The organism is Moorena bouillonii PNG, from assembly GCF_001942495.1.
GTDB lineage: Bacteria > Cyanobacteriota > Cyanobacteriia > Cyanobacteriales > Coleofasciculaceae > Moorena > Moorena bouillonii.
Window position 1 is genome coordinate 2,742,563 of sequence record NZ_MKZS01000001.1, and the last position, 20,478, is coordinate 2,763,040.

Annotated in this window: 19 protein-coding genes; 11 read left to right on the forward strand and 8 right to left on the reverse strand. The window is 43.6% G+C overall.

Features of this window, described 5'->3' with window-relative positions; translation table 11 throughout:
* Nucleotides 1–154: 154 nt before the first annotated feature.
* The 3 genes from BJP37_RS11245 to BJP37_RS11255 all read left to right on the forward strand — a co-directional run bounded on the left by BJP37_RS11245 (nt 155) and on the right by BJP37_RS11255 (nt 3,238).
* On the forward strand, nt 155–598 hold the full coding sequence (locus BJP37_RS11245; RefSeq protein ID WP_075905987.1) for a carboxymuconolactone decarboxylase family protein: 444 nt from the start codon (nt 155–157) through the stop codon (nt 596–598).
* A gap of 205 nt (nt 599–803) precedes the next feature.
* On the forward strand, nt 804–2,006 hold the full coding sequence (locus BJP37_RS11250) for a 4-hydroxybenzoate 3-monooxygenase (protein ID WP_075898829.1): 1,203 nt from the start codon (nt 804–806) through the stop codon (nt 2,004–2,006).
* Nucleotides 2,007–2,407: 401 nt separating this feature from the next.
* Entirely contained in the window at nt 2,408–3,238 is an 831-nt protein-coding gene (locus BJP37_RS11255; protein ID WP_081431143.1) for a DUF3050 domain-containing protein, read from the forward strand.
* Between the two features lie 20 nt (nt 3,239–3,258).
* Here BJP37_RS11255 and BJP37_RS38960 read toward each other — a convergent pair whose 3' ends face one another.
* Complete coding sequence (locus BJP37_RS38960) at nt 3,259–3,435, reverse strand: hypothetical protein (RefSeq protein ID WP_158069531.1); 177 nt, start codon at nt 3,433–3,435, stop codon at nt 3,259–3,261.
* A gap of 229 nt (nt 3,436–3,664) precedes the next feature.
* Here BJP37_RS38960 and BJP37_RS11260 point away from each other — a divergent pair, with 229 nt between their 5' ends.
* Both BJP37_RS11260 and BJP37_RS11265 read left to right on the forward strand, forming a co-directional pair.
* Nucleotides 3,665–5,551, forward strand: coding sequence for an aspartate kinase (locus BJP37_RS11260; RefSeq protein ID WP_438941532.1), 1,887 nt, complete (start codon nt 3,665–3,667; stop codon nt 5,549–5,551).
* An 83-nt stretch (nt 5,552–5,634) separates the two neighbouring features.
* On the forward strand, nt 5,635–6,228 hold the full coding sequence (locus tag BJP37_RS11265) for a glutathione S-transferase family protein (RefSeq protein ID WP_075898833.1): 594 nt from the start codon (nt 5,635–5,637) through the stop codon (nt 6,226–6,228).
* A gap of 265 nt (nt 6,229–6,493) precedes the next feature.
* Here BJP37_RS11265 and BJP37_RS11270 read toward each other — a convergent pair whose 3' ends face one another.
* Nucleotides 6,494–7,105 (reverse strand): Crp/Fnr family transcriptional regulator, encoded by a 612-nt coding sequence (locus BJP37_RS11270; protein WP_081431144.1) that lies wholly within the window; start codon nt 7,103–7,105, stop codon nt 6,494–6,496.
* 104 nt (nt 7,106–7,209) lie between these two features.
* On the opposite strand from BJP37_RS11270, the gene BJP37_RS11275 reads away from it, so the two are divergent.
* The 6 genes from BJP37_RS11275 to BJP37_RS11295 all read left to right on the forward strand — a co-directional run bounded on the left by BJP37_RS11275 (nt 7,210) and on the right by BJP37_RS11295 (nt 13,033).
* Complete coding sequence (locus BJP37_RS11275) at nt 7,210–8,250, forward strand: chlorophyll a/b binding light-harvesting protein (RefSeq protein WP_075898835.1); 1,041 nt, start codon at nt 7,210–7,212, stop codon at nt 8,248–8,250.
* Between the two features lie 95 nt (nt 8,251–8,345).
* On the forward strand, nt 8,346–9,848 hold the full coding sequence (locus tag BJP37_RS11280) for a chlorophyll a/b binding light-harvesting protein (protein WP_075898837.1): 1,503 nt from the start codon (nt 8,346–8,348) through the stop codon (nt 9,846–9,848).
* A gap of 828 nt (nt 9,849–10,676) precedes the next feature.
* On the forward strand, nt 10,677–11,189 hold the full coding sequence (fldA, locus tag BJP37_RS11285) for a flavodoxin FldA (protein ID WP_075898839.1): 513 nt from the start codon (nt 10,677–10,679) through the stop codon (nt 11,187–11,189).
* 428 nt (nt 11,190–11,617) lie between these two features.
* Nucleotides 11,618–11,749, forward strand: a complete 132-nt coding sequence (locus BJP37_RS43475) for a hypothetical protein (RefSeq protein WP_269086986.1) — start codon at nt 11,618–11,620, stop codon at nt 11,747–11,749.
* Between the two features lie 94 nt (nt 11,750–11,843).
* Complete coding sequence (locus tag BJP37_RS11290) at nt 11,844–12,581, forward strand: alpha/beta fold hydrolase (RefSeq protein WP_075905993.1); 738 nt, start codon at nt 11,844–11,846, stop codon at nt 12,579–12,581.
* Nucleotides 12,582–12,703: 122 nt separating this feature from the next.
* Nucleotides 12,704–13,033, forward strand: coding sequence for a hypothetical protein (locus tag BJP37_RS11295; protein ID WP_075898841.1), 330 nt, complete (start codon nt 12,704–12,706; stop codon nt 13,031–13,033).
* A gap of 601 nt (nt 13,034–13,634) precedes the next feature.
* Here the strand turns inward: BJP37_RS11295 and BJP37_RS11300 are convergent.
* The 6 genes from BJP37_RS11300 to ureG all read right to left on the reverse strand — a co-directional run bounded on the left by BJP37_RS11300 (nt 13,635) and on the right by ureG (nt 20,376).
* Nucleotides 13,635–14,663: a chlorophyll a/b binding light-harvesting protein gene (locus BJP37_RS11300; protein ID WP_081431145.1), complete on the reverse strand. Its 1,029-nt coding sequence runs from the start codon at nt 14,661–14,663 to the stop codon at nt 13,635–13,637.
* A 145-nt stretch (nt 14,664–14,808) separates the two neighbouring features.
* Complete coding sequence (locus BJP37_RS11305; protein WP_075898843.1) at nt 14,809–15,825, reverse strand: chlorophyll a/b binding light-harvesting protein; 1,017 nt, start codon at nt 15,823–15,825, stop codon at nt 14,809–14,811.
* 829 nt (nt 15,826–16,654) lie between these two features.
* Nucleotides 16,655–17,536 carry an EfeM/EfeO family lipoprotein gene (locus tag BJP37_RS11310; protein WP_075898845.1) on the reverse strand — a complete coding sequence of 294 codons (882 nt, stop codon included), beginning with the start codon at nt 17,534–17,536 and terminating at the stop codon, nt 16,655–16,657.
* Nucleotides 17,537–17,991: 455 nt separating this feature from the next.
* On the reverse strand, nt 17,992–19,065 hold the full coding sequence (locus tag BJP37_RS40950; RefSeq protein WP_198954009.1) for a heterocyst master regulator PatR: 1,074 nt from the start codon (nt 19,063–19,065) through the stop codon (nt 17,992–17,994).
* A gap of 489 nt (nt 19,066–19,554) precedes the next feature.
* Entirely contained in the window at nt 19,555–19,704 is a 150-nt protein-coding gene (locus tag BJP37_RS38965; protein WP_198954010.1) for a hypothetical protein, read from the reverse strand.
* Nucleotides 19,705–19,773: 69 nt separating this feature from the next.
* On the reverse strand, nt 19,774–20,376 hold the full coding sequence (gene ureG, locus BJP37_RS11320) for an urease accessory protein UreG (RefSeq protein WP_070392530.1): 603 nt from the start codon (nt 20,374–20,376) through the stop codon (nt 19,774–19,776).
* Nucleotides 20,377–20,478 lie beyond the last annotated feature (102 nt).

Genomic DNA, 20,478 nt, shown 5'->3' on the forward strand with positions numbered 1-20,478 from the left:
TCTTACCTCTTACCTCTTACCTGCTCCCTGCTCCCTGCTCCCTGCTCCCTAAAAACCCATAAATTTGCACCTAATTGAATTGCAAACCGCTGTATTAGCTTAATCAAGTAAAACGTCAATTTTTGTAATTTTACCAACCAATTTATGTATGGAAATGGAAACAAGATTGGAACTAAATAAAGTTGAACCAGCAGCTTATCTAGCCATGAATTATTTGGAAAAATATGTGAATAAAAGTGGGTTAGATAAAACACTGATAAAGTTGATAAAAATTCGTGCTTCTCAACTGAACAAATGTGCGTTTTGTATCGATCTGCATACAAAAGAAGCCAGAAGTAATGGAGAAACAGAACAACGAATTTATGCCCTAAATGCTTGGAAAGAAGCGCCATTTTTTAGCCCGGAAGAGCGGGCTGTATTAGAGCTAACTGAAGCAGTGACTCTGATTTCAGAGAATCAGGTCTCGAATTCAGTTTATGAAGAGGTAAGTCGCTATTTTTCGGAAACCGACATAGCTAAACTTTTGATGGCTATTGTGACTATCAATGCTTGGAATCGTATTGCTATTACTACAAAAATGATTCCAGGTACTTATTAGAGGGTCGTAAGCTATCAGCTATCAGCTATCAGCTATCAGCTATTAGCTATTAGCAAAAGGCCAAAGAAGTTTATTTTAAGCTGTTCGCGTAGCGTGAGCTTTTAGCTCACCGCTGACTGCTGACCGCTGACTGCTTACAGAGGCTGTTTGTCAATAAAATGTGCTTTCTTGTTATTCAAATCTAACTAAAGAGGTAGCTTAAACCATGACTAATAGTACAGCATTGAAAACATCAGTTTGTATTTTAGGTTCAGGTCCAGCTGGGATTGTAGTTGGTAATATCCTGCTACAAAATGGAATTGATTGTATCATTGCGGATAGATACAACCGCGAAGAAATATATACGAAGGCGCGGGCCGGTGTGCTGGAAAGCACCACAGTTGACCTACTCAAAAAACATGGTCTAGCGGATACAATTCTCCAAAATGGCTATACCCATGATACCTGTGAATTTCGTTACCCTGATTACAGCGTTGTCTTTGATTACGGAAAGTTAGCTGATGGGGATGTCCATTACATTTATCCCCAAAGCGATCTCAATGACGATCTGATTCAAAGATATCTGGATGCAGGTGGTAAGTTATTGTTACGCCATGAAGGGAAAAAAATTACTCAAACCGATGACGGCGTCATTGTTGAGTGTTACGATAAAGATGGTGACACCACCATCACGATTCATGCTGATTTTGTAGCAGGGTGTGATGGCTATCATGGAATCTCGCGCCAATCAATTCCAGACGGAGCGGTAGACATCTACACAAAACAGCATCCCTACGGCTGGCTGGCAGTTTTAGCTTACGCACCACCTTCTGCAACACATGTGATCTATGGCTTGCATCATGATGGCTTTGGAGCTCACATGCCGCGCAATAGCAAGATTTCTCGTTATTACTTACAAGTTCCACTCCATGATGAGGTTAAAAATTGGCCTGATCAACGTATCTGGAGTACCTTGGCAAAGCGTTTAGCCAAAAAGGAATGGACTTTGAAAGAAGGGGAAATCTTTGACAAGCGGATTTTATCCATGCGCAGTTATGTTATGGAACCGTTACAGTACCAACGGTTATTGATAGCTGGTGATGCGGGTCACATTATTACACCTTGCGGCGGTAAAGGTTTAAATCTGGCGGTACAGGATGCGGGTGTTCTTGGAGAAGTCTTGGTCAGTTACTACCAGGAAAAACGGGATATGTCTTACCTAAAACGCTACTCGGAAATTCGTTTGCCCTATATTTGGCGTGCTCAAGAATTCTCTTGTTCGATGTTGCATATGCTCCATAAGTCTGAAGACAAGGATGTAGAGAATGTCCGTTTCTTCAATAAGTTGAGTGAATCGAAATTGAAGCAATTGTCTACATCGGTGACATTTGCTAGAGATTTTGCCAGAAACTATGTTGGTATTATCTAGCAAAGGGAGTAGGGAGTAGGGAGTAGGGAGTCGGGAATAGGGAATAGGGAGTAGGGAATAGGAAGTCGGGAATAAAATTATCACAATTAATTGAGGAGCCCTATCTGAGAGGTATACATAATTTTTTTCCTGTCTTGATGAATTGCCTCACTATTATCTCTTCTCTCTTCCCTGTTCCCTGTTCCCTGTTCCCTACTCTCTAAAAACATGTGCCGGGTGCATCTCATTAAAGTTGTTTGACAAGGTGGTGCGTTACGGGGCGGGCTGTCTAAACCCTGGCGCTTGAGCGGAAAATGATGCCCCCCCTAACACACCCTACGCAACTTTTTTACAAATATGAGATGCACCCCATGTGCCTCACCCAATTAAAAAAACTCTACAGGTTATTAAGGAGACCAATCATGAAGATTATCGAAATGCAAAATTATAAGAGTTTCGACTATTACGCTCAGCTGGAAGAACAACTTAAACCAAGCCGTATGGCTCTGATCAATCACCCCCTTTACCAACAGTTAAATGACTTGGTATCTCTACAGATATTTATGGAGTCTCACGTGTTTGCTGTTTGGGATTTCATGTCTCTCATTAAGACTCTTCAACACCGAGTTACTTGCTTGGATGTACCTTGGGTGCCACCGACAGATATTAATTCTGCCAGGATGGTCAATGAGATTGTTTTAGCTGAAGAGACTGATGAAGTCTCACCAGGAAATTACATCAGTCACTATGATCTCTATATGGTGGCCATGACAGAGATTGGGGCTGATACTAATCCAATTAAAACGTTTATATCTTCTCTTAGAAAAGGTATTCCAGCTGACCAAACTATAGCCTCTATTTCGATACCTGAATTAACCAAAACGTTTGTGAAATTTACCTTGGAAACTACGACTAAGTCAACCCATGAAGTAGCTGCAGCTTTTCTACTTGGTCGAGAAGATATCATTCCTGCTATGTTTAGACAGGTTATTGCTACTTTAGATAGTCTTTATGGATTTACTTGGGATTCTTTGCGTCTCTATCTAGACAGGCATAATTTTCTGGATGAGGATCAGCATGTTCCCATGGGTAAAAAACTCTTAAAAAATCTTTGTGGTGATGATCCTGTGAAGTGGGAGCAAGCTTTCAATTCTGCTGAGAATGCTCTCAAAGCACGCTATGCTCTATGGGATGGTGTAGCTGAGTTGATTCAGATCAACAAAGAGAATGATATAGCGCTGCTTGAGGTGTAATACGGCGGTTTGCAATTTAGTTAGGTACAAAGTTCTGGGTTTTTAGGGAACAGGGAACAGGGAACAGGGAACAGGGAAAACAATCCTGTGTACCTAATAGAAAATTTTCCTAGTGGTGCTTCAGGGGGGCCTTCATTTTTCGCCTCGTAGTCAGGGTTATGTTGCTGACCGTAACGCACCACCGTGTCAAACAGCAAAAATGAGATGCACCCACTTCGGATCAGGGAAAGGGTAATCGAAATTTCGTAGTCTTATAGGGCTCAATCGCTCTTTCATACTGTTCCCTTGTCCGAAGTTTTATGTTACTTGTTTATAGTAATATTTTTTTCAGATTAAATCTTTCGATTATCCATTAGAAAAGCAATAAAAAAAACAAATTAATTGTAAATTTAAATCAATTTAAAACGATACTTTATCTGAGGCTATATAATGCTAATCATCCAAAAGTATGGTGGGACGTCGGTTGGGTCAGTTGAAAGAATTAAAGCAGTTGCCCGGCGGGTGAAGCAAACAGTCCAAAATAATAATACTGTGGTGGTAGTGGTTTCGGCGATGGGTAAAACCACTGATGACTTGCTCAGTTTATCGAAGGCAGTCTCGACTAATCCCAGTGCTCGGGAGATGGATATGCTTCTGTCTACTGGAGAACAAGTATCAATTGCTTTGCTGAGTATGGCATTGCAGGAATTGGGACAACCGGCTATTTCTTTAACTGGGGCACAAGTAGGAATTATTACTGATGCTGAACACGGTCGTGCCAGAATTTGGGAAATTCAGCCAAAGCGAATTAAGCACTATCTTAATCAAGGAACAGTGGTAGTTGTAGCTGGATTTCAGGGTATGAGCAGTGGTGATAACTTTGAAATTACTACTCTAGGACGTGGCGGTTCAGATATATCAGCTGTGGCGTTAGGGGCTGCCTTAAAAGCAAATTTGTGCGAAATTTATACTGATGTTCCAGGCATTTTTACAACTGATCCTCGGATTGTACCAGAGGCACAATTAATCCCAGAAATTACTTGTGATGAAATGCTAGAGTTAGCGAGTTTAGGGGCAAAGGTGCTACATCCTAGGGCGGTAGAGATTGCTCGTAATTATGGGGTACCTTTGGTTGTACGTTCAAGCTGGAACAATGCACCAGGAACTAGGATAATTTCTCCGATGCCTAAACCTCGTTCTCTGAAAGGGTTGGAAATTAACAAGGCAGTATATGGAGTGGAATTGGAGACAAATCAAGTAAAAGTAGCCCGATGGCAAGGGCGGGATCGTTTAGGGGTAGCGGCAGGGTTATTTGATGAAATTGCTCGTGACAATCTCGATGTTAATCTGATGATTCAGTCAATTCAGGAGGACGATGGTAAAGATATTGCGTTGACCGTAGTGAACAGAGGTTTTGAACAAGGTGAGACTTTAGGAGCTGCAGCAAGTGAAACTAAACTCAAAGAGTTGATTACTTCTGCTTTATACAGGGATCCTTGGCAAGGGTCACAAGAGGTAGAAATGATGGTAGAGCAGAATATGGCAACAGTGGCAATTACTGGAACTGGTATGATTGGACGTCCTGGGGTTGCAGCTAAAATGTTTTCTACTCTAGCAGAGGCGGGAGTTAATATTGAGATGATTTCTACCTCTGAGTTGAAGATCACCTGTGTGATTAATGCTGAGGTATGCGATCGCGCTGTTGCTGCTTTGTGTCAGGCTTTTGAAATTGATCGTTCTGTAGTGCTCGGAGCTGATTCAATTCAGGAGTTTTCTACCGGTTCAAGCCCATCCCCAGTATGCGGTGCTGTGGTTGATCTCAACCAAGCTTGTATCACAATTCGCCATGTCAGAGATCAAGCGGGAATGGCAGCAAAAGTCTTTGGACGACTGGCACAAGAAAATATTAGTGTTGATATGATTATTCAGTCTCAACGCTGTCATAGCTTTAATGATATCCCCAGCTGTGATATTGCGTTTACGGTGGCTCAAGCTGATGCTGAAGCAGCATCCATGGCTTTAAAAGCGTTAGCACTAAGTATTGGTTGTGGGGAAATTCTAGTGGATACAGAAATCGCTAAAGTTAGTCTAGTTGGGGGTGGTATGGTGGCACAACCAGGGGTTGTTGCTCAGTTTTTTGAGGCATTAGCACAACAGCAAATAACTATTCAGATGATTACAAGTTCGGACACTAAAATTAGTTGTGTGGTTGCTCAAGAAGAAGGAGTTAAGGCTTTAAATGCGGTGCATAAGGGGAGCATCCCGGTGCTTAAAAACTATGCCCAAACCCCCAAGGGTTTGGCTACACCAGCAAAGCATAGCTACGCAGGCTAATAAGTAAGCTAATAAATCCGGCACAATTAAAGCTGACGGCTAAATACTGACAAAAATTAGGCAAAAATCAGGAGAAGACAATTATGATAAAACTTTATGATTACCAGCTATCTGGCAATTGCTACAAAGTGCGGCTAATGCTTTCACTACTTGGGTTAGAACACGAGACTGTCTGGGTTGATCTGGACAATGGTCAACACAAATCTCCAGAGTTTCTGGAATTGAATTCCTTTGGACAAGTGCCAGTTCTCACCGATGGAGATTTAATCTTTCAGGATGCCCAAGCTATTTTAGTATATCTAGCACGGCGCTATGGTAGCGAAGACTGGCTGCCTTTGGAGCCTGAAGCCATGAGTCGAGTGATGCGCTGGTTATCTACAACTGCAGGAGAGATTCGCCAGGGTCCAGAGTTTGCTAGACTTTATTACAAGTTTAATGTAAAAAGCGTTAACATCGAGGTCGCAACACAAAAGTCGGAAACTATCCTGACACTGCTCGACAACCACCTCAGTGATCGGGAATGGCTGGAACTGGGTCACCCCACAATTGCCGATATTGCTTGCTTCCCCTATGTTAGTCTATCACCAGACGCCAAGATTTCGCTAGATGCTTACCCCAATGTGATGTCTTGGATGGAGCGGATTAAGCAATTATCAGGCTACATTGCGATCGCATAATTTCGGGCATTGCTGAATCTTCGAATTAATATGAGTGGGGTGGGCATCCTGCCCGCCCGAAAATTGAAACGGGCAAGATGCCCGTTCCACCAAGATGCCCGTTCCACCAAGATGCCCATTCCACAAAACTATTAAAATCATTCGATTATTAAGCAACGCATAATTTCCTCCCCACCATCAGCCCGTAACTGAATCACGTCGATGGCGCTAGGGTTATCCTTTTCAGGTAGTATGCTGAGTCTAGCGCCATTAATAGTATTTTCAATTACAATTTAGAACAATCGCGCAACACAATACAGTATCGACGAGGACGACTGATTATCCCTTCTTCCTCAAACTGCTTGATCAGCCTGGTGATGGTTACTCGTGTGGTACCAATCATCTCAGCTAGTTCTTGATGGGTCACTGGTATATCAATAAGTTGCCCACTACAGACGGGACGACCGAACTTCCGGGCTAACCAACTCAAAAACTGTTGCAAACGCTGAGAGACTCTTGGGGTTCTAATGATACACAGCAACTCTTCGGTCTGTCGCAGATGGCAAACAATAGCCTCGGATAAGCGGTAAGACTGAGACAAAGAGAGACATTGCGCTTTAACCCTAGTCAAACACTCGATTTCGTACGTTTGCAAGTTAGACAAAGATTTCCCCACTACATCCCCAACTCCCCAATATCCTAATGTAATTACTGTTCCTTCGTCATTCCAGGTCAAGGTTTTCACCACACCCTGTTGAACTACCCATAGTTGATCGGGTTCTAGAGCAATCAAGTCATGGCGCTTAAAGAGATGAACAGATGGCTTGAACCTAGTGATCACAGGGTTCTGAGTCACTAACGACTGCTCTGATACCTTACCAAATCTGCGAATTGTCATGATTCTTAATAAAAATAGGTTTCATTTTCCTTAACCAGTAGTGTAAGCTATTCCAAGTAGCTATTGAATATATTTTGCAATAAAAGCCTAGGAGGTGTAGTATAGTGGCAAACATTGCGGAGAGTTCCCGATTAGTAGAGGGAGAGTATGGTTGGTGGGCAGGAAACGCTCGCCTGACGGAGTTATCCGGGAAATTATTGGGGGCTCATGTTGCCCATGCTGGTCTAATCGTCTTCTGGGCCGGAGCAATAACCCTGTTTGAACTATCCTGCTTCAATCCTGCCAAACCCATGTACGAACAAGGGTTAATCCTGCTGCCCCACTTAGCAGCTCAAGGCTGGGGCGTTGGTGCTGGGGGAGCTATAGTGGATACTTACCCCTACTTTGTGATTGGTGTTTTGCACCTGATCTCTTCAGCATTTCTCGGCTTTGGTGGTATCTTCCACGCCCTCCGAGGTCCGGAAACTTTGGAAGCCAGGTCTGGCTTCTTTGGGTATAGCTGGGCAGATGGGGACAAAATGACCACTATCATTGGCATTCACCTGATTCTACTGGGATTTGGAGCTTTCCTACTGGTGGCTAAAGCTATGGCGTTTGGGGGGTTGTACGATCCAGCAGTGGAGAATGTGCGAGTCATTAACAACCCTACTCTCAATCCAGCAGTGATTTTCGGTTATCTGTTTGGTACTGTGGGCAAGAACTGGATTGCTGGAGTGAGTAACCTAGAGGATGTAGTTGGTGGTCATATTTGGGTTGGTCTACTGTGTATTGGCGGTGGCTTTTGGCACATCAAGACTCAGCCATCTGAGTGGACGCGGGGTCTTTTTATTTGGTCTGGAGAAGCCTATCTTTCCTACAGCTTGGGCGCTTTGGCGCTGATGGGATTTATCGCCGCGTACTTCTGCGCTGTTAACACCGTAGTCTACCCAGAAGTTTTTTATGGACCTGCCTTATCGGTTAAGTTGGGTGTTTTCCCCTACTTTGCCGATCCTAACTCTAGCTCCCTTTCTTGCCGGAGTTGGTTAGCTAATGCTCACTTCTTCCTTGGGTTTTTCTTCCTCCAAGGGCATATTTGGCATGCTTTGCGAGCAGCTGGCTTTGATTTTCGCCGGGGTAAGGTAGTAGCTTCAGAAGCTACTACCTAAATTCAGCTTAATGCAATTAATTCTAATAAAGTGTGTATATAATAGCACTTTATTGACCAAATCAAAATGCAAATAATTCTCAAAGAGGTACATCAATGACAGCAGTAATTGCTGATAGTCCCAACCAAGGCCAAATCTCAAAAGTCGGCTGGTGGGCTGGTAATGCTCGTTTTATTGAATTATCCGGTAAGTTGCTAGGCGCTCATATTGCCCATGCTGGTTTGATAGTCCTGTGGGCGGGAGCAATGACCCTGTTTGAACTATCTCGCTACAACCCTGACGTGCCGATGTATGACCAGGGATTAATCTTGTTGCCCCACCTGGCTTCGTTAGGTTTAGGTGTTGGGTCTGGTGGTCAAATTATCGACACCTATCCCTATTTTGTGGTTGGGGTCTTGCATTTGATTTCCTCAGCAGTGCTCGGAGCTGGAGGACTTTACCATTCCCTGCTTACCCCAGATAAATTAACCAAAGATGGCACCTTTGTTGGTTTCTTTGGTTATGACTGGGAAGACTCCGACAAGATGACCACCATTATCGGGATTCACCTAATCCTTTTGGGGGTTGGTGCTTGGTTGTTGGTAGCTAAAGCCATGTTTTGGGGTGGACTATTTGACCCCTGGGCGAGTGGCGGTGGCAATGTACGAGTGATTACCGATCCCACCCTTAGCCCTGTCAAAATTTTTGGCTACTTAGTTGGTGCATCCGGTTCAGAAGGCATGGCAGCAGTGAATAATTTACAAGATGTGGTTGGCGGTCACATCTGGATGGGTTTGATCTGCATTGGTGGTGGTTTCTGGCATATCTTGACTAAGCCGTTTAACTGGGCACGTGAGGTTTTGGTTTATTCCGGGGAAGCTTATCTCTCCTATAGCTTAGGAGCGATCGCCTACATGGGAATTTTGGCCGCCTACTTTGTCATGGTCAATGACACAGTTTATCCGGAAGTGTTCTATGGTCCAGTAGGCACTTTAGAATCCAGTGATGGCATCGTATCTGCTCGCGGTTGGTTGGCAGCATTCCACTTTGTCTTTGCCGTGTTGTTTCTGTTCGGTCATATCTGGCATGCTATCCGGGCGCGAGGAGCAGAAGCTGGTTTTGACTTCAAAAAAGGTGAGCTGATTAGCCCTCGGAGTAATCCCCAAGTAGGTGACTTAGCAACCCCAATTAACTCCTCAGATCTCAGCCTTAACTTCCTCAAAAACCTACCTATTTACCGTCCCGGTCTTTCTCCCCTGTCCAGGGGTCTAGAAATTGGCATGGCTCATGGGTATTTTATCTTTGGTCCGTTTGCCAAATTAGGACCGTTGCGGGATTCACAGATGGCAAACTTAGCTGGTGTTACAGCAGCCATTGCTCTGATTGTAATCGCGACCATCGGCCTATCAATCTACGGTACAGTCACCTTTAAGAAAGAGCTGCAAACTGTACCTCGACCCACATTCGTTACTAGGGTACCTGAGGTACCAGAAACTATCCAAACTGCTGACGGATGGAGTCAGTTTGCTGGAGCTTTTCTAGTTGGTGGCGCAGGAGGAGCGATTTTTGCCTATCTGCTGGTCAATAACTTCAGTATGATTCAGGGAATGATGGGTTAAAATAGTTGCTAAGAAGTCTCAACAAATGCTAGAGTAATTAATGGAGCATTCTATACGCTTCTTAAAACAGGAGCTGTCTGGGGCTAGGAAGCCATGTCAACCCTAACCCCATTATCTCTTTTCCCTAGCTTAGATATAACTAACCGTTCATCCGTCCCATAGTGACAGCCAGGTTAAGTGCAACTTTGACCTAAACTATTGGAACAGACAATATGCCCTCCTTTTGGTTTCAGTTTATTGATAAAATTTAGTGATAAACTAGAAACGACCTAGAGGGCGTTCATAAAGATGGATGCCATAACCACGATGGATGTCTCCACTAGCAACTAGCATTTACTGCTATTGCTGCCACTGTCGGCAACAGATGCCAATGCTGGAGGAAAGGATACTGACTGACTCTACCTCGGTAACCACTAAGCACAGCAAGCATACTACTTAGTTTCTCAACCATCTAGTAAGTATATGCGCTACGCGCACGCTGCGCGAACAGCTATCAGCACTCAGCAAGATTTTGAATCAAGTAAAACTTAGGGATTGAGTTAAAAATTACTTTCCCTTTAACTAAAGGCTGGTTAAAAATAGCTGAGCGCTGAGCGAGCAATCCTTACACCAAGGAGCATGTCATCTTTGTAATTCTGTACATAGATCCCCCCTAGCCCCCCTTAAAAAAGGGGGGAATTAGATTAAAAAGCCCCCCTTAATAAGGGGTAATTAGATGAAAAAGTCCCCCTTATTAAGGGGGATTTAGGGGGATCTGAATCAGGAATTAATAAAATTAACATGCTGCTATTACACCATCTAATCAAAATCAATCAGGAGTAAATAAAAATGTCAAAAATAGGTCTTTTCGTCGGCTCTCAAACCGGTAAAACAGAGGCGGCAGCTGAGGAAATTCAAGAAGGACTTGGCGGTGATGGTGTCGTCACTATACATAAAATAGAAGAGGCTGAAAATAGCGATTTTGAAAAGTACGACAATATCATCATCGGCTGTCCTACTTGGGATATTGGGGAATTACAAGCTGACTGGGATGGCTACTTTGAAGAGCTAGATAATATCAACTTTAGTGGTAAGAAAGTTGCCTACTTTGGAACTGGAGACCAGGAGGGCTATCCCGATAACTTTATGGATGCCATTGGTATTCTAGAAACGAAAATTTCCGAATTGGGGGGTAGCACCGTTGGAAACTGGCCGAATGAGGGTTACGAATTTAATGAATCAAAAGCTCTCAAAAATGGTAAGTTTATTGGTCTTGCCCTGGATGACGATAACCAGTCTGAACTGACTGAAAAACGGATAAAAACTTGGGTAGCCCAACTCAAACAAGAGTTTGGAGTTTAGTTTTTACAACCGTTGTAAGCTGGTAAGCATTCAGCCGTGAGCTTTTCGCTCACGCTACGCGAACAGCCGTTGGCCGTAGGCCACGCTACGCGAACAGCCGTGAGCTTTTCGCTCACGCTGCTTGAGGTGCTTATTTTATTCAAAAGCAGCTCAAGTAGTGTGCGCTATTGGCATAAACTGTTACCGTAGCCTGGCCATAGGCCTTTGGCTGAATGCTGAATGCTGAATGCTGAATGCTGAATGCTGAATGCTTACACCTGAAAACCGTCTCTATTTTATAAAGCTAGCTACGTTGACCGTTGACTATTGACCACTGAAAGTTGATCGTTAACGGTCAACATTAATGACTTTCAAACATATAATAAAATGCTTCACCCCTATTGAAGATTTGTGATTAGAAAATTGCTATAGGGATCCGTGTAGGAATTATGATAATTTTTTATCCCTACTCCCGTCTTGATGCAGTCGCTCATGGGGGGAACCCCCAAGACCGCGCTGCATCGCTACTCCCTACTCCCTACTCCCTACTCCCTACTCCCTACTCCCTACTCCCGTCTTGATGCAGTCGCTCATGGGGGGAACCCCCAAGACCGCGCTGCATCGCTACTCCCTACTCCCTACTCCCTACTCCCTACTCCCTACTCCCTTTGCTATATGTCTAATTTGCCTGATATCCTTTGGTTGAATGTTAGTCCAAGTTTTCTACGTTTTGATCAGCCTTTAATTCGTTATTTGTCTAAACAAAAGCGAGTTGGCCAGTGGGAGTATCGCCAAAACCAAGATGAACCAACTTCTCTTGATATCGCCCTGACCTTACTTCATGACTATCTCAAAACCTCAGATCATCCTATCCATCTGGTGGGCCACAGCACTGCCGGTTTGGTAGGACTACTGTATAGCCGTAAATATCCTGAAAAAGTCAAGTCTTTAACTCTATTATCAGTAGGTGTTAATCCCGCAGTTGACTGGCAAGCCCACTACTATGTGCAGCTCCAACTTTTACCCTGCACTCGCCAAGTGTTGCTTAGCCAAATGGTTAAGAGCATCTTTGGTCATCAGAATCACCAGATCACTAAAGGTTTAGTAACCATCCTAGAGCAGGATTTAGCTTATTCTCCTTCTCCTCATTCCCTATATAAACGGGTTACTGTACCACCAACAGCAGTGCAAGTGCCATTAATGGTATGTGGTTGCAAGGATGACATTATTGTTGATTCTAATGCTTTGCAAGGATGGAAATCTTGGTTAAAAGAATGCGATCGCTTATGGGAATATCCCGAAGGGGGTCACTTCTGCCACTATTTCCATCCCCATCGAGTAGGACGGCAAATCGTCCGGTTCTGGGAATCCCTATCATCACCAGTCCCTGAGCCATTAGCGATTAGTAGTTAGGTAAGCTATCAGCTATCAGCTATCAGCCCAAGGCCTTTAGCTGATAGCTGATAGCTGATAGCTGAATACTTAAACTATCTGTAGCATCCATAAATTGAAATCTTATTAGTTAGTAGTTAAGCATGTTCGAGATACTTCTTTTTCAGGTTATTCAACATTTGGCAACGTTTCTGTGCTGCATAGCTGCTTGGACATTAATCGGAATAGCTTTATGGCGGATTAGGGTCACCTTTCAAGATGGTGTCGCTCATTTGAGACAATTACATCAAATTCCCTGTAGTCGCTGCGCTTTTTTTACTGGAGATTATCGCCTCAAGTGTACAGTACATCCGTCAAAGGCGCTAACAGAAGAGGCAATCAATTGTTATGACTATGAGGCAACTCTCAATCCTACTAGGGTTAACTCACGACGGTGTAAGTGTACTCATCAAGCTACTTCTAAAGTTGTGTGACGATAATGCGTTCGGCTCTGCCGCGCCTTTGGCGATTGGCCGTAGGCCACGCTACTTGAGGTGCAAGTTCGGTAAGCTATCAGCTTATGCGCTACGCGCACGCTACGCGAACAGTTATCAGCTATCAGCTATCAGTTATCAGTTATCAGCTAATGCGCTATGCGCAAGCTACTTGAGGTGCTTTTAAATAAGCGATGCAGCGCGGTCTTGGGGGAAACCCCAAGACCGCGCTGCATTAAGACAACAACTAAGCATTGGTTTAATCTTTTTTACGTCAGCACCTCAAGTGCGAATGGCTGACCGCTGACCGCTGTTCGGGTAGCGTGAGCTAAAAGCTCACGGCTGACAACAGCTTCAGTTTTCCAGCAGGTTTCTGGTTCCATAAGAATTGGGCTTTTAATAATAAACTTTATTGATAAATAGCTAAAAAATAAAAATCAGATCACCACCCTAGTGATCTGATTGGCTGTTGGTTTACCATAAGGAGGACTAGCTTCCTGTCTAGAGAAGAAACCCTGGCTCTGTGTCTCGTCTAGATGGCAACTTACATTTTTAGTATACCACTTAATGCTAAAAATTAGCAACTAGTTTTTCAAAGAAATTATGACGAAGGCTCTGTCGTTGGATTGTCTTGGGATTTTGACAGTTTATCTAAGTACTTAATCTGAGTACTCATTAATACACTGCCAGAACGGGCTTGGACAGCATGCCACAAGTGCCCCCCTAAGAACAAGAGTCCCAAGAAAAACTGAACATTTGCTGCTACCAGACGGTTAGAACCGTAAAATTCAGTGGGAAAGACCGTAGTGTTGTTAGCAACAAAAGCAGCAGACACAAAAGCCATAAACGCTAGAGACCCTAAACTGTAGGAGAGGATTGCTTCTCCTTCAATCCGGAGCGCACTCCTAGCCCAGTTAAATGGAGTGGAGACAATATGCCAAATGCCGCCACCAATACACATCATCCCAATCCAAATATGACCACCAATGACATCCTCTAAATTATTGACAGCTGCCATTCCAAGAGGATTCCAAGCCCCATCGACAATGCCAAAGAGATAACCAAAGATAGTCACTGGGTTAAGCGTTGGGCTGGTAATGATACGTACATTGCCGACAGCAGCGTCATAAATGCCACCAAAGACCATTGCCTTGGCTACCAGCAACAAGGCACCCACACCTAGGAAAATCAGATGATGCCCTAAAATAAAGCTGAGCTTTTTGGGGTCAGTCCATTCATAGTGGAATTTAGGGGCGCGTCCAGTGCCATCTTTCAAATTTGCAACACCACTAAAAACATGAAATAGACCACCTGCACCCAAAACAGCCGATGCAGCTAGATGCAAAATGCCAATCACAAAATAGGGATAGGTATCTGTGACCACACCACCGGGTGCGACACCCCAGCCTAAAGTGGCTAAGTGGGGTAACAAGGTTAATCCTTGCTCGGACATGGGCTGACCAGGCACAAGCTGGGAAATTTCCGCTATGGTAGTTGCGCCTGCCCAGAACATAATCAAACCAGCGTGAGCAATATGAGCTCCTAATAATTGACCGGATAAGTCCCTAAGACGGGCATTACCAAGCAACCAATCCGGATTAGTTCGTGATGGAATACTATTTGTTGTCATGAAAACTGAGTATATCTCTATCTAAAACATAAATTTGGTAGAGTGCTACTCAGCAGCCCAGGAAATTTTTGGTTTAGTAGGTGTTAGATTGATTGGACAGCAGCTAACACCTACTATCTAGAGAGGGCTGCTTTTTACTAGCTAATTAATTCAACCCTTCCTCAAATTTCTTAAAGTCAACGCCGATGGAACGCAATGCATGCCATAGGTGACCTTGAAGAAAGAAGAAAGCGAGGAAGAAGTGGGCATTGGCCAACCAGCAGCGAGGAGTGTGGGCACCCAAAGGCAACTCAATAGTGTCAGCAAAATATGGCGAAACACCAAGCTTGACCTCTAAGGCAGGACCATAGAATTCGACGGGATAGGCTAGGGTATTAACTGCGCAGAAGTAAGCTGCTACAAATCCTGCCAGAGCAATACCGCCGAGAGAGTAGGAAAGAACCGCTTCTCCCTCGAAGCTTACGAGATTCTTTGCCCACTTCAGTGGTGGGATGAGGATGTGCCAAATACCACCACCAACGAGTAGCAAGCCAACATAGATGTGACCGCCTACCAAGTCTTCTAAGTTATCCACCGAGGCAAAATGGGTTTGATAGCCATAGATTGCCAATGGATTAAGATTTGGGCTGGTAACGAGCCTGACATCATGAATGGTGGCATCGTATAGTCCGCCAAAGTACATGGCTTTCGCGGCCAATAACAGAGCGCCTACTCCTAGAAAAATGAGATGATGCCCAAGAATAAAGCCTAACTTCTTAGGGTCATTCCATTCAAAGTGGAATTTAGCGGCACGACCACCAGCATCTTTCAATTGCGCTGGGCCTTTAGTGGCATGGAACAGAGCACCCGCTCCCAGAACAGCCGAGGAGATCAGGTGTAGAACGCCAATCACAAAATAGGGGTAAGTATCCACTATCTGACCGCCTGAGCCTACACCCCAGCCCAAAGTAGCTAAGTGGGGCAGCAGAATCAGCCCCTGCTCACCCATTGGCAGGGTGGGATCATACCAAGAAATTTCAAACAGAGTAAATGCTCCAGCCCAAAAAACGATCAGGGCTGCTTGGCCGACATGAGCAGCTATAAATGTGCCAGACAAGTTGGCTAGGCGGGCGTTACCAGCCCACCAGTCATATTTAACCTCGGGATTACCGTATGTTTGCATACTCGATCCTTACTCGATCCTTAATTGCTTCATTGTTTCACCACCTCCTGTTTAGGGTTGAGGTGAAATCACATGAATCGATTGTGCAGCATTAGGGAAGCAATTTAAAGTAACTTGCAATATTTTGTAATATTTATTGCGAATTATTAGCATTTCTAGGATTCAAAAATTATCTAAAACTCTTGTCTATAAAAAGTTACAGGGATTTAAGCTAATCCAAAATTACCCAAAATTGTTGTCAACGCCTATCATCAGTTTTTATTTTATAAATAAGTTTTATCATTAGTTTTTCTAATAGTTGGCTAAAATGCTGTTAAAATAGGAATATATACTGCTGTCAGTCAGTTCAAACTTGACTTATAGATCTGAGCTATTATTGAAATCGTACAATTTAACTATGATTTAGTAAAACTTAGGGCTTAGCCACCTTATACACTACAGATAGTAATTTTTTATCCTGTTTAGCGCTATATTTATGGTTTAGTAACGGACGGAAGTGTCAGTGGTCCTTGATCTAATGGCCTATGGGTCTAACCACCCTTATCGGTTTAATGTCATCACAAATTCTATAATAGACCCTTTGGTAACACTTGACAAATTTTAGCAATACGTATAATGTCTATCCTAGACATCTTCTCTTATGTCTGATTACGAGCCATAATCGCGGCAGAGATTATATTTACTACTCTCTGCCGCGCTTTTTGCTTCTCGTTTACCGGAATAGGCATGATCGTCTTAGGCCAATGGTATTAGGCATCAGTAGGATTAAGGGCAAAAACCATTAACTCAAAACCCAACAGCTAACACTGTGCCACCGTGCCACCGTTCCCTAAACTTCGAAACCAACGGGTATTTCTAAAACCTTTGCTGCTTTGACCAACGCTCTGCGGAACCTATAGCCGACGTCCACAATATCTTTTCGCTGACTAATGTCGAGAGAACTATAGGGTTGAGCTGCAACTTCGCCCTGGGTGAAGTAAGGTTTAAGCTTGCCTTTGGCTGCTTTATAAGCTGCCTTAACCTCTTGATCCACACTGGGGTCTTTGTCTGCCACTTTTGCTGAATAGGGAGCATACTGGCTGAAAATTCCGATCCAGTTATCTGAGAAGATTAACAGGCTCTGATCCGACCAAGTTTCTTCTTCGCCACAAATCTTCTTGGCTACTACTTCTGTCGCCAAAGCAATCATCCCCTCAAAGTTCAAGGTGGAATTGAAGTTCTGCCGCTGATCTAAATCTTTGATTAGGGTTTTGACGCTCTCGACTAACTCTTTAGCAAAAGGAAGCGCTGCTTTCACGTTCCCTTCCCGGTACAAGAGAACTTCGATCCGGTGAAATCCCTTAAATTCTGGGTTATCCTCCCCGCCATCAAAACCAGAGGGGCGAGCATCAATATCCCGGTCAGTTTCTTCAAAGCTGGCTGCGTAGGTTTCAATTTGCTCGTAAGGAGGACGGGCTTTGACATAGGCGTCTTTGGCATTTTCCAAATTGCCACTGCGAATTGCTTTCACTAAGTCTTCGACAAGGGGTAGCTGTACTTGAGCTTGTTGTCGGAAATACCTTAAGCCCTGATCAACCTCTGCAGCATAGGGGTCTCTAGCAGCTGCAATTAACTCCTTGCTTGAACCAGGGCGAATTAGACTAGAAGCGGCTACGGTGCCTAAACCACCTACACCAGCAATTTGTAGTATTGTTCGTCGATTAATTGTCATGGGGTTAAACTTGAGAAAGATTCTTTTTTAGCTTCGATTATTATAGTAGACCTTGATCAACTTGATAAAAATATTTCTCGATAAATTAAATCTTAAAGATGTGATCAAGAGATTGTGAAGAGGTGCTGAAGACACAAGTATCCCATACCACCCAAACAAAATGGCAAAAAAAAATTGGCAAGTCAGACTAGTCTTACTGATCCCAATTCTGCAAACTACGGCTACTCATCTATTTATCTCCCCATCTCCTCATCTATTTATCTCCCCATCTCCCCATCTCCCCATCTCCCCATCTCCTCATCTATTTATCTCCCCATCTATTTATCTCCCCATCTATTTATCTCCCCATCTCCCCATCTCCCCATCTCCCCACCCCTCCCACACTCCCCATTTGGCCCTGAGGTAAACAACCTACCCCTGTGGGCTACTCCTGCTCCCTCAAACCAACACCTATCCTAATCAATCAGACGAAACACTTTCTTCTGCTTTTGAGCAGGTTGTTGTGATTGTTCTTGCTTAATTGTTTCTGGGTTGCTAGAAGGCTTCTGAGACTCTTTTGGCTCAGTTGATTCGCTCACTTTTGGTTTTTTCTCAAATACATTAACTCCTGCACCTTCTAACTCAATTACCCCTTCTGGAGAAACCCTGGCTATCTTTCCACTCAAAGCCGCTACCCAATCAGCAAAGCTATCCATCTTTTCTACTTGCTTTTTGAGGGTCTTGCGATTAAGTTCTGCCTGAACGGTTATGCCATTGTCACCAGTGAGGAGTAAAGTAACTTTCTTGCCTTGCTCCGGTAAATTAGGTCTTTCGGTAAACTTGACGGTGATTTCGGGTTTTCTGCCTTGAATCATGATAACTTCATTGGGTTTAGTGTTAGGGCTTGGTTGAGGTTGATAGTCAGTTTTTTCTTCGGAGTAATGTGAATAGAAATTTGAGTCTTCTAGATTTACGTTAACTGGATGAGCTTCCTCTATGTGGAGTTGCTCCCCTACTCGTCTACAAAAAAATTCCCAGAAATCATCCTTTTCTGCTGGTTCTGGCAAAGACCCCTGGAGACTTAACAAAAAAGGCTGCCATGGATAACTTTTGGCTTTTCCTCTAGGAGGCAGGTGATTGCGTTCTACATAAGCCACGACTGCTTCTGGCTTGACATCGTGAATTAAACCACGAACCCGAAACTGATCGACTCTTTCGTCACTGGGAGAATGACGTAGAGTAGTTTTCCCTTCTAGGGGAATAAATTTCTTGATTTGAATTTGAGCGAGTTTTCCTGCCTTGGTGATGCGGAAATATACTCGCCAGAGATAGACTTTTTTCTCACCAAAAGAGGGGTTGGTACTTAATTTCTTCCACAAGGGTTGGTGCATATAGGCACTGAAGCTGATTCCTTGTTTGAGAACAAGAGTTCCTTTAACTGACCTATTAGGCTCTTGAGATGGGTTTGGGTCAAATCGCCCAAACAGATAGCCCAGAGCCGAAAACTCGGTTGGACGACTAGGAGGGGTAAAGGGGACAACAACTTCCATGGGATTGGGAATGAAGGAGCCATTATATTTTAGACTATCAAATCACGGCAATCAGATGGACTTAACTGCTTGTGTCTTACTTCCGATAAGTTCCTACTGCTGTGGAGGTTGTTGACGAAAAAGAGCTTACTCCCTGTTTTCAGCAGGAAAGGGAAACCCTGGAAAGCAAGGGGTCCGAGTGATTGAATCTGTCTAGGAATGGGGGTGACGAGGGTGTGCGATCGCCTTTTTGGTATTCAACCAGGATAACGTTGGCTCTACCAGCTATGCTAGGTTTATGTATAATTTAATACATTTTTTGCCATGGAAGCAAAACTTACAGCACTTTTCAATAACTATTTCTGGTTTAGTCCTATAGTTGAGTAGATTAAAATTGCTAAACTATAAGATAATAATTAATTATATAGCATTTTTAAACCAAGGGATAAATGCAATAACACAAACAAATATAGCAATTATCATAGCTATGAGGTAAACAATTTCTGGATTTTAGGGAACAGGGAACAGGGAACAGGGAACAGAGAAGAGAGAAGAGGGAATAGGGAATAGGGAATAGGGATGGGTTGCATCAAGACAGGGAATCAACGTCAAAGAAGACTGTACCTCATAACTGTGATAAACGCTATAAAACAGTATCATCACCACCCATGATCATAGGATCAGATTAGGTTTGATTCCAACACTTTTATTACTCCCTTCTCAAGGGAATTAATAAGCGCCCATGTCAAGTTTTATCAAGTCAATCACTGTAGAGAGTCCCTCTTTAGTTTTCAAATTCGTAAACACAAAGGGTTTATCTCCTCGCATCTTTTTAGCATCCCGTTCCATCACCCCTAAATCTGCTCCCACCTGAGGTGCCAGATCAATTTTGTTAATCACCAGCAAGTCAGACTTGGTGATTCCTGGTCCTCCTTTACGAGGAATCTTATCCCCAGCAGCGACATCAATAACGTAGATCGTGAAATCTACTAGTTCTGGACTGAAGGTTGCTGCTAGGTTATCCCCTCCACTTTCTAGGAACACCAAGTCTAAATCAGTAAAGCGATTTTCCAGCTGTTCAATGGCTGCCAAGTTCATGGAGGCATCTTCCCGAATGGCAGTATGGGGACAACCCCCCGTTTCCACACCCAGAATGCGATCGCTTTCTAGGGCCTGACTCCTAACTAAAAACTGGGCATCTTCCTGAGTATATATATCATTGGTGACCACAGCGATTTGATAAGAGTCTCGCAGCGCTTTACACAATGCATCTAATAGAGCAGTTTTACCTGAACCAACTGGACCAGCAATACCAACACGAAAAGTACTCATGTTAACTAACATAGAGTTAATTTTAATAGTGTAGTTGATTTATGATCATTAGCCATAAAAAAATTGTTAATTGCTACAAGTTAACAATTAACAAATGGTAAT